We start from the raw sequence: 12,896 nt of genomic DNA, 5'->3' as shown, positions 1-12,896 counted from the left end.
GCCTGCGAGGTCTGCAGCAACTGAGGCAGCAGTTCCGCCTTCATCACTTCCACGCTCGTGCGGTTGGACTGGCCGCTGATGTTGAGTGCGGCAATGGTGTTGCCCGCGCGGTCCTTGATCGGCGCGGCTATGGAGGTGAGGCCTTCCTCCAGCTCCTGGTTGAGCAGGCACCAGCCCTGCTCGCGGGCCTCGGTGATGCGCTCCAGCAGCGCGGCGTCGTCCACGGTGGTGTATTGGGTGAACTGCCTGCGCGGCAGGCGGTCCAGGCGCGCCTTGAGCTCGTCCTCGGGCAGCGCCGCGAGCAGTACGCGGCCCAGCGACGTCCAGAACGCGGGCAGGCGCGATCCGACCGAGAGATTGGTGCTCATGATCTTGTGCGTATGAACGCGCAGCACGTAGACGATGTCCAGATCGTCCAGCACGGCGGTCGAGCATGATTCATGCACCTTGCCCACCAGCTGGTCCATCAGGGGCTCGGCCAGATCCCACATGGGCATGGAGGTGAGATAGGCGAAGCCCAGGTCGAGGATTTTCGGCGTGAGGCGAAAGAGCCGCTCATCGCTTTCCACATAGCCCAGGGTCTGCAGCGTCAGCAGTATGCGCCGCGCGCCAGCGCGGGTGAGGCCGGTTTGCGCGGCCACTTCGCTCAATGTCTGCTGCGGCGTGCTCGCGCTGAAGGAGCGGATGACTTCAAGCCCTCGGGCGAAGGATTGAACGTAGGTATCTCCCGGCGTGGGTTGGGTCATATGCGAATTCTCTGGGCAGTTGCCTGTAGGACAGGCGGGTTCCTAGGGTTTGTACCTATCTATAACCATTGTGAAGCAGAGCGGCTCCGTCCTAAAATTCATTATACGAACATTTGTTCTTAATGCGAACAAATTTCGGCGCCCAGGATTCAATCGACAGGCGGCTTGCCTGGCGCTTTCAGCAACTCCAACCCATCAAGACATGATCAACAAGATTGCGGAGTCAGTGGCCGAGGCCCTGGCAGGCATCCAGGACGGTGCCACGGTATTGATCGGCGGATTCGGCACGGCCGGCATTCCCGGCGAGCTCATCGACGGACTGATCGAGCAGGGCGCGCGCGACCTCACCGTGGTGAACAACAACGCGGGCAACGGCGACACGGGCCTTGCCGCGCTTTTGAAGGCGGGGCGCGTGCGCAAGATCCTGTGCAGCTTCCCGCGCCAGGCGGACAGCTACGTATTCGACGAGCTGTACCGCAGCGGCAAGCTGGAGCTGGAGCTGGTTCCGCAGGGCAACCTCGCCGAGCGCCTGCGCGCAGCGGGCGCCGGCGTGGGTGCGTTTTTCTGCCCGACCGCCTTCGGCACGGAACTCGCCAAGGGCAAGGAAACCCGCGAGATCAACGGCCGCCAGTACGTGCTGGAGTACCCCATCCACGGCGACGTTGCGCTCATCAAGGCTGAAACGGGCGACCGCTGGGGCAATCTCCTTTATCGCAAGGCCGCGCGCAACTTCGGACCGGTGATGGCGACGGCCGCCAGGCGCACGGTGGCGTCGGTGCACGAGATCGTGGAGCTGGGCCAGCTCGATCCGGAAACCATCGTCACGCCCGGCATCTTCGTGAACCGTATCGTGAAGATCGAACGCGTTGCCACGCAGGCCGGCGGCTTCAAGAAGTGAGGATTGAATCGTGAGCAATTACCAAAAACGTACCAAGGATGAACTGGCCCGCCGCGTGGCGCAGGACATCCACGACGGCGCCTACGTGAACCTGGGCATCGGCATGCCGACGACGGTGGCCAACCACATTCCCGAAGGCCGCGAAGTCATCCTGCAGAGCGAAAACGGCATCCTGGGCATGGGCCCCGCGCCCGTGGCGGGCCAGGAGGACTACGACCTGATCAACGCCGGAAAGCAGCCCGTGACGCTGCTGCCGGGCGGCGCCTTCTTCCACCATGCCGACAGCTTCGCGATGATGCGCGGCGGCCATCTCGACATCTGCGTGCTGGGCGCGTTCCAGGTGTCGCAGACCGGCGATCTGGCGAACTGGAGCACGGGCGAGCAGGGCGCGATCCCGGCGGTCGGCGGAGCGATGGACCTGGCCATCGGCGCCAAGCAGACCTGGGTGATGATGGACCTGCTCACCAAGAAGGGCGAGAGCAAGATCGTCAGGCAGTGTACCTATCCCCTGACCGGCATTGCCTGCGTCAAGCGCATCTACACCGACGTGGCGACACTGGCATGCACGCCCCAGGGCCTGCGGCTGATCGACATGGTCGAGGGCATGGAGCATGCCGAACTCGAAAAGCTCGTGGGCCTGCCGATCCAGGCGGCCTGACGGCGGCCCTCGGGCAACCCCGTTCATTCAACCATCCACCCAAACCTCATCCCAACGGAGACACCGAAAGATGACCACTCAAGCCTTTATCTGCGACGCCATCCGCACTCCCTTCGGCCGCTACGGCGGCTCGCTATCGGGCGTGCGCGCGGATGATCTTGGCGCGCTGCCGATCAAGGCGCTCATGGAGCGCAACCCGAATGTCGACTGGAAGGCCGTGACCGACGTGATCTACGGCTGCGCCAACCAGGCCGGAGAAGACAACCGCAACGTGGGACGCATGTCCTCGCTGCTCGCCGGACTGCCGGTGGAGGTGCCGGGCGCGACCGTGAACCGGCTGTGCGGCTCGGGCCTGGATGCCGTCGGCACGGCGGCGCGCGCCATCAAATCGGGTGAAGCGGCGCTGATGATCGCGGGCGGCGTGGAGAGCATGAGCCGCGCTCCGTTCGTCATGCCCAAGGCCGAGTCCGCCTTCAGCCGCAACAACGCGGTATATGACACGACGATCGGCTGGCGCTTCGTGAACAAGCTCATGAAGCAGCAGTACGGCGTGGATTCCATGCCCGAGACGGCCGAGAACGTGGCCGACGACTTCAGGATCGAGCGCGAGGCGCAGGACCGCATGGCGCTCGCCTCGCAGCAAAAGGCAGCGGCGGCCATCGCCGCCGGCTACCTCGCCAGGGAAATCGTGCCCGTCTCGCTCGCCCAGAAGAAGGGCGAGCCGATCATCTTCTCGCAGGACGAGCACCCGCGCGCCACCAGCATCGAGGCGCTGGCCAAGCTCAAGGGCGTGGTGCGCGAAGGCGGCACCGTCACCGCGGGCAACGCATCGGGCGTGAACGACGGGGCCTGCGCCTTGCTGCTGGCCAATGAGAAGACCGCCGGTCAATACGGCCTCGTGCCCAAGGCCCGCGTGGTGGGCATGGCCACCGCCGGTGTCGCGCCGCGCATCATGGGCTTCGGCCCAGCGCCCGCCGTGCGCAAGGTGCTGGCGCTGACCGGCCTCACGCTCGAGCAGATGGATGTGATCGAGCTGAACGAGGCCTTCGCCGCGCAAGGCCTGGCCGTGCTGCGCGACCTGGGCATCGCCGACGATGACAGGCGCGTGAACCAGTGGGGCGGCGCCATCGCGCTGGGCCATCCGCTGGGCGCGTCGGGTGCGCGCCTGGCGACAACCGCGGTGAACCAGCTGCATACGCTGGGCGGCCGCTATGCGCTGTGCACCATGTGCATCGGCGTGGGCCAGGGCATCGCGGTGATTCTGGAAAAAGTGTGATGTGAAAGAAACCACCCCTTCCCGCTTGCGGGAGAGGGCGCAGGCGCGGCGTCTTGCGGCGCCGCGATGGAAGGAAAGAGACAGTGAATCAGAACGACGGGCAACTCATCGCCGTGCAGGGCGGCCACCTTCGTGTTCGCGTGGAGGGTCCGCAGGACGCGCCTGCGCTGGTGTTCTCCAATTCGCTTGGCACCACGCTGGAGATGTGGGACGCGCAGGCTGCGAAGTTCTCCAGGGATTTCCGGGTCGTGCGCTATGACACGCGCGGCCACGGCGGCAGCGTCGTTTCGCCCGGCGCGTACAGCTTCGACCTGCTGGGCGCGGATGTGGTCGCCATTCTGGATGCGCTGGGCATCGGGCGCGCGCATTTCTGCGGCATCTCGATGGGCGGCTTCACCGGCCTCTGGCTGGGGCTGAATGCCGCCTCGCGCATGAGCAGCATCGCCGTGTGCAACAGCGCCGCCAAGATCGGCACGGCCGACGCATGGAACGCCCGCGCCGCGCTGGTGCGCGACAAGGGCGAGGCAGCCATGAAGGAACTGGCGCAATCGTCGCCATCGCGCTGGTTCACCGAACGCTTCATCCAGGCCGATCCGCAGACCGTGGCGCGCGCGCAGTCGTGGATCGCGGCCGTCAATCCGCAAGGCTATGCGGGCTGCTGCGACGCGCTGGCGGGGGCCGACCTGCGCGAGCGCATCGCCGGCATCGGCATTCCCACGCTCATCGTGGCGGGCAGCGCCGATCCGGTGACGACGGTGGCCGACGGGCAGTTCATGCAGCAGCGCATTCCTGGCGCCAGGCTGGCCGAGGTGCCGGCCTCGCACCTGTCGAATCTCGAGGCGCCGCAGGCGTTCGACGACGCGTTGTCGCAGTTCCTGCGCGCGTGATCGGGCCACCGGGAGTGAAGGACATGCCGGATCAGAAAACAGCAACCCATCCGCGCTGGAAGCAGCGCCCCGAGGGCTCGACCTGGGGCGATTTCGGCGTGGACGATCAGTTGGGCAGGCTCAACCTGCTCACGCCGCGGAAGGTCCGTGAAGGCGCCGCCGAGGTGCGCGAGGGGCTGAGCTTCGCGCTGAGCCTGCCGCTGGATTATCCCGGCGGCAACGCGCTCAATCCGAACCGCAACCCGCCCGTGCTGCGGCCGCTGCTGCGCAAGGGGCTGGTGAACTTCAACTGCCTGCTGGGGGATCTCGAGCCGGGCCGCACCGATGTGCTGTCCGATGATCTTGCGATCCTGCACTTGCAGTACTCCACGCAATGGGACGGGCTGGCGCATGCCGGCGGCATGTTCGATGCTGACGGCGACGGCTTGCCGGAAGCCGTGTACTACAACGGCTTTCGCGCTGGCCGCGAAGTGCTCGGACCATCCGACGTGGGCGATTGCGGAGTGCCCGCCGCGCCCGGCGCGGCGCGCAGCACGTCATCGGCGGGGCCGCTGGGCATCGAGGGCATGGCTTGCACGGGAGTGCAGGGCCGGGGCGTGATGATCGACCTGCGCGCGCACCTGGGCGACGAGCGCTGCGTGGTCGGCTACGACACGCTGATGCGCGTGATGGAGGCCGACGGGGTGATCGTGGAGCCCGGTGACATCGTCTGCCTGCACACCGGCTTCGCGCAGCGCGTGCTCGACATGAAAAAGCAGCCCGATCCCGCCGTGCTCGGCGCCGCGTGCGCGGTGCTGGACGGGCGCGACGCCAAGCTGCTTGACTGGATCACCGACAGCCAGCTCGCCGCCATCGCGGCGGACAACTATGCGGTGGAGGCTTTCCCTGCGAGGCAGGGCCCGGCATGCTGCGCGGCGCTGCCCTTGCATGAGCATTGCCTGTTCAAGCTCGGCGTGCATCTGGGCGAGCTGTGGCATCTCACGCCGCTGGCCAACTGGCTGCGTGAACATGGACGCAACCGCTTCCTGCTGACCGCTCCGCCGCTGAACCTGCCCGGCGCGATCGCATCGCCTCTCACGCCGGTGGCCACGGTGTGAGATGACGCCCTTCACCGGGCCTGGCCGCGCCGCTTGGCGGCGGTGGCCGGGTCCGTCATGAGCCGCCGGCGCTTCCTGGTCCGGCAATGAATTCACGCCGTGGCGCGTTCCGCAAGACACGGGAGCGCGCCACGGCGCAACAGGAGACAAGGCAGTGCCTTTCATCATTGAAACCTTCGACAAGCCAGATCACCAGCATGTGCGCCAGGCCACCCGCGCCGCGCACCTGGACTATCTGGAGCGCAACAAGCATCTGCTGCATGCGTGCGGAGCCAAGCTCGCCGACGACGGCACGGATCTTGGCGGCGGCCTGTACGTGGTGGCGCTCGATACGCGCGAGGAAGCCCGGCGCTTCATCGAGGCAGACCCGTTCCACGCGGCGGGCCTGTTCGAGCGCGTGACGCTCACCCGCTGGCGCAAGGCTTATATGGACGGCCGCTGTTATCTGTGACGCGCGCGGCTGCCCGGCGGCCTGCGGCATTCCTTCAGGAGATTTATTTTCATGACAGTTTCATCTCACCGTGAGCGCGTGCTCATCACCGGAGGCGGCGCGGGCATCGGCGCGGCCACAGCAGAGCGCTGCCGGGCCGATGGCTTCGAGCCCATCGTGATCGACCGTGTCGTCGATCACATCCCGGGCGGCATCCAGGCCGACCTGTCCAATGTCGAAGCCACCGCGCGCGCGCTGGAGCAGGCGCTGGAGGGCGGCCCCATCACCCGGCTGGTGAACAACGTGGGCGTGGTTGTCCCGGCGCAGGCCCAGTCGCAGACGCTCGAGCAATTCGACCTTGCCTACGCGCTGAATCTGCGCTGCTCGCTGCAATGCATGCAGGCGGTATTGCCGGGCATGAAGGAGGCGGGTTTCGGGCGCATCGTCAACATGTCCTCGCGCGCGGCGCTGGGCAAGGACCTGCGCACCGCATATTCCGCCACCAAGGCGGGCCTCATCGGCATGACGCGCGTGTGGGCGCTTGAGCTGGGCAGCTTTGGCATCACCGCCAATGCCGTCGGCCCCGGCCCGATCCGCACCGAACTGTTCGACAAGGCGAACCCGCCCGATGCGCCGCGCACGCAGGCCATCATCAATGCGGTTCCGGTCAAGCGCGTGGGCACGCCCGACGATGTGGCCCATGCCGTGTCGTACCTGCTGGATGCGCGCAGCGGCTTCGTTACCGGCCAGATCCTGTATGTCTGCGGCGGCATGACCGTGGGGGTTGCCGGCGTCTGAGCGGCAACCTCTTCGGTTTCTCTTCACACAACAAGAAAACGGGACAGGGCGGCGAGCCTTCACCCGCGGCGCATCGCCTGCGATGGCGTGCGCGGCGGGTCAAGGGTTGGCGCGGCCTCGCCCGGATGAACAAGCGTTATTTCGATGTCCAAAATCACTGCATTCTTTACCGAACTGATGCGGCGCTACCTGCCCGATCCGTTCGTGTTCGCCATTCTTCTCACGCTGCTCACCATGGTGCTGGCCATCGTGGTGGAAGGCCGTCTGCCGACGGCCACCACCATGGACTGGGGCAAGGGGTTCTGGAGCCTGCTCGCCTTCACCACTCAGATGGCGGTGATTCTCGCCATGGGCTACGTGCTGGCATCCGCTCCCCTGGTGGACCGCTTGCTCAACGGCGTGGTCGACCGCGTGCACAGTCCGCGCAAGGCCATCATCGTCGCCACGCTGGTGGGCTGCATCGGCAGTTATCTCAACTGGGGCTTCGGCCTGATGATCGGCGGCATCGTCGCCAAGAAGCTCGCGCGGCGCGTCAAGGGTGTGCACTACCCTCTCATCATTGCGTCGGCCTACAGCGGCTTCACGATGTATGGCCTGGGCTTCTCGGCCACCATTCCGGTGCTCATTTCCACCAAGGGCCATGCGTTCGAATCCAAGATGGGACTGATCCCGCTGACGCAAACCATCTTCTCCGCGCCGATGCTGCTGACCTCGCTGGCCGTGCTGATCGTGCTGCCGCTGCTGAACGCCGCCATGCATCCCAAGGCGGGCGAGAAGGTCGTGGAGATCGATCCCTCGCTGGACGACAGCGGGCCCGCAAAGAGCATCGGCGAGAGTCTGCTCGGAGATGAAAACACCATCGCGCACAAGCTCAACCACAGCCGCATCCTGAGCCTGGTGATCGGCATCGTGGGCATGGCCTATGTGGTGATGCACTTCATGAACAAGGGGCCGCTGGACCTCAACCTGATCAACTTCTTCATCCTGTTCCTGGGTGTGCTGCTGCTGCGCACGCCGATGAACTACGTCGAAAAACTCAACGAAGGCGTGAAGACCATCGGCGGCATCATTCTCCAGTTCCCGTTCTACGCCGGCATCATGGCGATCATGGCCGCATCGGGCCTGGTGGAAAGCATCGCGCACATGTTCGTGAACATCTCCACGCCCAATACGCTGCCGCTGTGGGGACTGGTGAGCTCGTTCTTCATCAACTTCTTCGCGCCCTCGGGCGGCGGCCACTGGATGGTGCAGGGCCCGTTCATGATCGATGCGGCCAACGCCATGAACGCGTCGCTGGCGCAGACGGCGATGTCCGTCATGCTGGGCAACGCCTGGAACGATCTGGTGCAGCCGTTCTGGATTCTCCCCGCGCTGGCCCTCTCGCGCCTGAAGCTCAAGGACATCATGGGCTACACGGTGGTTTCCATGTTCGTGGTGGGTGCGATCTACGTCTCGGCGATCCTGATCTGGCCGCACCTCTGATTTGTCGTTCAATTTTTATCAAGGAGAAATTCCATGCTGTACATGGTCGAAATGGTCGTGAAGATCCCTCACTCGATGCCCGCCGAAGTGGCCGCCGAAATCAAGGCCCGCGAGAAGGCCTACTCGCAGCAACTGCAAAAGGACGGCAAGTGGCGCCACCTGTGGCGCGTGGTGGGCGAGTATTCCAACGTGAGCATCTTCGATGTGGCGAGCAACGACGAGCTGCACACCCTGCTCAACAACCTGCCATTGTTCCCCTACATGGAGATCAAGGTGAAGCCGCTGGCGAACCACCCGTCCTCCATCGTCCAGGAATAGGAAGGGCCGCATCGCGGCGCCCACCTCTTTTCTGCATACAAGCCGCCGCGCTCATGAGGCGCGGGGCGACCCCATCCACCATCTCTTTCACAAATCGAGGAAACAAGACATCATGGCTCAGCAACATCGCGCCAAGCGCCGTACCGTTCTCGCCACCCTGGCCGTCGCCGCCACCGCGTTCGCGGTGCCGTTCGCAGCCACCGCGAACGATAATTTTCCAAGCAAGGTCATCACCATCGTCGTGCCCTTTTCCGCAGGCGGAACCACCGACATCCTGGCGCGCGTGATCGCGCAGGACCTGACCACGCAGCTCGGCCAGTCCGTCGTGGTGGACAACCGCGCGGGCGCGGGCGGCAACATCGGCGCGGCGCTGGCCGCGAGGGCTCCGGCCGATGGCTACACGTTGTTCATGGGCACCGTCGGCACCCACGCGATCAATGAGGCGCTCTACAAGAAGATGCCGTTCAACCCGGTCAAGGATTTCCAGCCGCTGTCGCGCGTGGCGAACGTGCCGAACCTGCTGGTGGCCAATCCCAGCCAGCCGTTTCGCACCGTGCCGGAACTCATCGCCTATGCCAAGGCGCATCCTGGCGAGGTGAACTTCGGTTCTTCGGGCAGCGGCAGCTCCATTCACCTGTCGGGCGAGCTGTTCAAGATGATGGCCAAGGTGGACATGGTGCACGTGCCCTACAAGGGCAGCGCCCCAGCGGTGACGGATCTGCTGGGCAACCAGATCGCCATCATGTTCGACAACATGCCTTCGGCCATCAACCACGTGCGCGCCGGCAAGCTGCGCCCGATCGCGGTGACGACGGCCAAGCGCTCGCCCGAACTGCCGGATGTGCCGACCATCGCGGAAGCGGGTGTCCCCGGCTATGAAGCCACTTCCTGGTTCGGCCTGTTCACCACGGCGGGCACGCCCAAGCCCGTGGTCGACAAGCTCAGCGCCGCGCTTGCCAAGTCGCTGGCATCAACCACCGTGCGCGCCAAGATCAAGGAGCAGGGCGGAGAGGTGGTCAGCGAAACTCCCGAGCAGTTCGCCGCCTTCATCAAGGCCGAGTCCGACAAGTGGGCCAAGGTGGTCAAGGCTTCCGGCGCCACCGCCGACTGATGGACTTCCGAGAGCCCGGGGGTGAATGAACTCCGGGGTGCGGTATGCGGGCCGCGCGTGGGCAGGAAACGTCCACGCGCGGCCTTCGTTCATTGGGGCTTGGCATCGCCGCCGGGGCTTACGGAGCCCGCGTGCGGGCTCTTTCCATAAATCGCCATTTCCTCGGCTTCGGCGCGTCTGCGATTCTTTTCGTTTTCGTGTTCCAGGCGTTCCTTGGCCATCTGCTCCACCAACTGCGAGCGGCCTTGTTTTGCCACAGCGATCATGGCCGCGTTGTCGTGGTGATGTTCATACATGAGGTTGGCCAGTTCGATGTTGTGCTTGCGAAAGCGCTCGGCCACGTAGGCGGCTTCTTCCGGCGCGATGCCGACCAGCTCCATCACGGTGCGCCCGGTGATCAGGCTGGATTCGAACAGCTCGCGCTCGACATGTTCCACGCCCAGGTCGCGCAGCTGGTTCCAGTGCGTCACGTCGCGCGCGCGGGCGACGACCTTCAGGTGCGGGAAATGCTTCTTCGCAATCTGCACGATCTTCAGTGACTGGTCCGGCTTGTCCACCGCCACCACGATCACGGCGGCGTGTTCCGCCCCGGCGATGCGCAACAGGTTCGTGCGCGTGGCGTCGCCGTAGAACACGCGGTAGCCGAAGGTGTGGGCCACCTCCAGCATCTCGACGCTGTGGTCGAGCACCGTGGCGGGCGTGCCTTGCGCGAGCAGCATGCGCGCGACGATCTGGCCGTAGCGGCCGAAGCCGGCGATGATGACCGGCGCGGATTGCGGCTCCGAGATCTCCTTCACGTCGGATGGCGCGCTCTTGAGCATGGCAAAGCGCTTGAGCAGCACGCGGTCCATCGCCGCCAGCATCAGCGGCGTCAGCAGCATGGACAGCGCCACCGCGCCGATCAGCAGCGACGCGGTCTCGTCGGGAATGGCCTTGAACGTGGCGCCCGCCTGGAACACCACGAACGCGAATTCTCCGCCTTGCGCGAGCAGCAGTGTGAAGACCGGGCGCTCCTGATAAGGCATGCGGGTGATCGTGGCGAGCGCATGGATGACGACGGCCTTGAGAACGAGAAAGCCCAGCAGCAGCGCCAGCATGGTCCACGGCGAGGCGAGTATCACGCCGAAATCGATGCTCATCCCCACCGCGATGAAGAACAGCCCGAGCAGCAGTCCCTTGAACGGCTCGATGTCGGTTTCCAGCTCGCGGCGGAATTCGCTGTCGGCCAGGAGCACTCCGGCGAGGAACGCTCCCAGCGCCATCGACAGGCCCACGGCCAGCATCAGCATGGCGATGCCGACGACGAGGAACAGCGATGTGGCGGTGAATATCTCGGGCGTATTGCTTTTGGCGATCCAGCGCAGCAGCGGGCGCAGCAGCAACCGTCCGCCGAGCACGATCACGCCGACCACGCCAATGATCTTCGCTGCTTCCCACGCGATGTGGCCGGGATCGTGGCTCAGCCCCTGGCCGCCGCTCATGGCCGCGCCGACGCCCAGCAGCGGCAGCAGGGCCAGCACCGGGATGGCCGCGACGTCCTGGAACAGCAAAATGGAAAATGCCTTCTGGCCGCTGTCGGTGCGCATCAGGTTGCGCTCCTCAATCGACTGCAGCGCAATGGCGGTGGACGACAGCGCCAGGCCCAGAGCGCCGACCAGTCCCATGCGCCAGGGCAGGCCAAGACTCCAGGCCACCGCCCAGAGAACGCCGGCGCATCCGGCCATCTGCGCGGTGCCCAGCCCGAAGATGGGACGCCGCATGTTCCACAGGCGGCTGGGCTGAAGCTCCAGGCCCACGAGGAACAGCATCAGCACCACGCCGAACTCGGCGAAGTGAAGAATGTCATGCACGTTGCTGACGAGCCCCAGCCCCCATGGGCCGATGGCGATCCCGGCGGCCAGGTAGCCGATGATGGCCCCGAGGCCCAGCGCGCGGGCAATGGGAACCGCGATGACGGCCGCGGCCAGATAGGTGAAACCATAGGTGAGCCAGGCGGGAGCGTGAGACATGGGCGGCGCTGTGATGTGGATTGGGGACGTGCCACGGAGGATTCTGGCACTTGTCCGTCTGCCCGCGCATCTTGCGCGCAGGGGCTTTTGCAACTCTTCGTCATGAACCTCGGGTCCACTCCGGTTATGCAGCCGCTGGCGGGCGGAGCCCACTGTCAGGCATAGAATTTCAGGTTCTTCAAATTCAGGCCGGATCGGACGGGAGCTTCAGACAATGGAATGGCATACGTGGGTGGCGTTTTTTCTGGCATCCTGGCTGATCGCCATCTCTCCGGGGTCGGGCGCCGTGCTATGCATGAGCCACGGCCTGTCGTACGGCGTGCGAAAGACGGAGGGAACCATCATCGGCCTGGAGATCGGGCTGCTGTTCATCCTGATCGTCGCGGGCGCCGGTGTGGGCTCGCTCCTCATCGCGTCCGAGATGGCGTTCAACGTGGTCAAGGTGCTGGGCGCCTGCTATCTGATCTATCTTGGCTTCATGCAATGGCGCTCGGGCACGGGCAGCCCGATGGAGACCGGCGAGCCTCGCGCCGAACCCATGAGCCTGCGCCGCCGCATCTTCACCGGCATGTTCACCAACGCCACCAACCCCAAGGGGATTGTTTTCATGGTGGCCGTGCTGCCGCAGTTCATGACCGACCAGCGCCCGCTGTGGATGCAACTGCTCATCATGGCCGTCACGCTGATCGCCGTGGACATGGTGGTGATGACCGGCTACGCCGCCAGCGCCAGCGCGCTGCGCCGCTGGATGCGCAGCCAGCGCGCCATGCGCAACCAGAACCGCGTGTTCGGCGGGCTGCTCATGCTGGTGGGCACGGGACTTTTCTTCGTCAAGCGCGGCGGCCAGCACGCCTGACGGGAAACGCTCGTCGCATGTGCCCAGAGCGAAAAAAAACCGCTCCGTGGATGAGCACGGAGCGGCTTTCAAGCGGGCCGCAAGGCGTTGCGCGGGAGGATCGCGGCGCCTGCCTGGTTCGCGGGGGAACAGTTACTGCACGGAGCCTTCGCCCGGCAGGGCGCTGCCGCCGAATCCGGCGTTGGCAGCCTGGCGTTGCACGTCGCTGCGGGCGACGGAGGAGCCTTGCGCGCGGGCGGCCGGGTCGGGGTAGCTGTTGCCGCCGGCCAGGGGCAGCGTGCCATCCTTGCGGGCGGCCAGGTAGGCGTTGGTGACTTGCTGGCGCGAGAG

Annotated in this window: 14 protein-coding genes; 11 read left to right on the top strand and 3 right to left on the bottom strand. The window is 65.5% G+C overall.

What is annotated here, in order from left to right; translation table 11 throughout:
- A partial coding sequence (locus tag ABWP92_RS13290) for an IclR family transcriptional regulator domain-containing protein (protein WP_353235867.1) occupies positions 1 to 746 on the bottom strand: 746 nt, incomplete at its 3' end.
- A gap of 202 nt (positions 747 to 948) precedes the next feature.
- Between ABWP92_RS13290 and ABWP92_RS13285 the strand changes: the two genes are divergently transcribed.
- From ABWP92_RS13285 to ABWP92_RS13240, 10 genes are all read left to right on the top strand, one after another.
- Entirely contained in the window at positions 949 to 1,644 is a 696-nt protein-coding gene (locus ABWP92_RS13285) for a 3-oxoacid CoA-transferase subunit A (protein ID WP_353235866.1), read from the top strand.
- A gap of 10 nt (positions 1,645 to 1,654) precedes the next feature.
- Positions 1,655 to 2,302 (top strand): 3-oxoacid CoA-transferase subunit B, encoded by a 648-nt coding sequence (locus tag ABWP92_RS13280; RefSeq protein ID WP_353235865.1) that lies wholly within the window; start codon positions 1,655 to 1,657, stop codon positions 2,300 to 2,302.
- Between the two features lie 70 nt (positions 2,303 to 2,372).
- Complete coding sequence (gene pcaF / locus ABWP92_RS13275) at positions 2,373 to 3,578, top strand: 3-oxoadipyl-CoA thiolase (protein WP_353235864.1); 1,206 nt, start codon at positions 2,373 to 2,375, stop codon at positions 3,576 to 3,578.
- An 83-nt stretch (positions 3,579 to 3,661) separates the two neighbouring features.
- Entirely contained in the window at positions 3,662 to 4,465 is an 804-nt protein-coding gene (pcaD, locus tag ABWP92_RS13270; protein ID WP_353235863.1) for a 3-oxoadipate enol-lactonase, read from the top strand.
- A gap of 23 nt (positions 4,466 to 4,488) precedes the next feature.
- Positions 4,489 to 5,562, top strand: coding sequence for a cyclase family protein (locus ABWP92_RS13265; protein ID WP_353235862.1), 1,074 nt, complete (start codon positions 4,489 to 4,491; stop codon positions 5,560 to 5,562).
- A gap of 154 nt (positions 5,563 to 5,716) precedes the next feature.
- Positions 5,717 to 6,013 (top strand): YciI family protein, encoded by a 297-nt coding sequence (locus tag ABWP92_RS13260; RefSeq protein ID WP_353235861.1) that lies wholly within the window; start codon positions 5,717 to 5,719, stop codon positions 6,011 to 6,013.
- A gap of 51 nt (positions 6,014 to 6,064) precedes the next feature.
- On the top strand, positions 6,065 to 6,790 hold the full coding sequence (locus ABWP92_RS13255; RefSeq protein WP_353235860.1) for an SDR family oxidoreductase: 726 nt from the start codon (positions 6,065 to 6,067) through the stop codon (positions 6,788 to 6,790).
- A gap of 144 nt (positions 6,791 to 6,934) precedes the next feature.
- Positions 6,935 to 8,272, top strand: coding sequence for a short-chain fatty acid transporter (locus ABWP92_RS13250; protein ID WP_353235859.1), 1,338 nt, complete (start codon positions 6,935 to 6,937; stop codon positions 8,270 to 8,272).
- A gap of 33 nt (positions 8,273 to 8,305) precedes the next feature.
- Positions 8,306 to 8,590 carry a muconolactone Delta-isomerase gene (gene catC / locus ABWP92_RS13245; protein WP_353235858.1) on the top strand — a complete coding sequence of 95 codons (285 nt, stop codon included), beginning with the start codon at positions 8,306 to 8,308 and terminating at the stop codon, positions 8,588 to 8,590.
- A gap of 112 nt (positions 8,591 to 8,702) precedes the next feature.
- Positions 8,703 to 9,701 carry a Bug family tripartite tricarboxylate transporter substrate binding protein gene (locus tag ABWP92_RS13240; protein WP_353235857.1) on the top strand — a complete coding sequence of 333 codons (999 nt, stop codon included), beginning with the start codon at positions 8,703 to 8,705 and terminating at the stop codon, positions 9,699 to 9,701.
- A gap of 89 nt (positions 9,702 to 9,790) precedes the next feature.
- On the opposite strand, the gene kefC is transcribed toward ABWP92_RS13240, so the two are convergent.
- Complete coding sequence (gene kefC / locus ABWP92_RS13235; RefSeq protein WP_353235856.1) at positions 9,791 to 11,710, bottom strand: glutathione-regulated potassium-efflux system protein KefC; 1,920 nt, start codon at positions 11,708 to 11,710, stop codon at positions 9,791 to 9,793.
- 214 nt (positions 11,711 to 11,924) lie between these two features.
- On the opposite strand from kefC, the gene ABWP92_RS13230 reads away from it, so the two are divergent.
- On the top strand, positions 11,925 to 12,566 hold the full coding sequence (locus ABWP92_RS13230; protein WP_353235855.1) for a LysE family transporter: 642 nt from the start codon (positions 11,925 to 11,927) through the stop codon (positions 12,564 to 12,566).
- 132 nt (positions 12,567 to 12,698) lie between these two features.
- Here the strand turns inward: ABWP92_RS13230 and ABWP92_RS13225 are convergent.
- Positions 12,699 to 12,896 (bottom strand): hypothetical protein (locus ABWP92_RS13225; RefSeq protein WP_502907532.1); only part of this gene is annotated, 198 nt, incomplete at its 5' end.

This window comes from Diaphorobacter ruginosibacter (genome assembly GCF_040396215.1).
Classification (GTDB): domain Bacteria; phylum Pseudomonadota; class Gammaproteobacteria; order Burkholderiales; family Burkholderiaceae_C; genus Diaphorobacter_A; species Diaphorobacter_A ruginosibacter_A.
The sequence above is the reverse complement of the archived record's forward strand: the minus strand, read 5'-3'. Positions and strand labels throughout refer to the sequence as shown.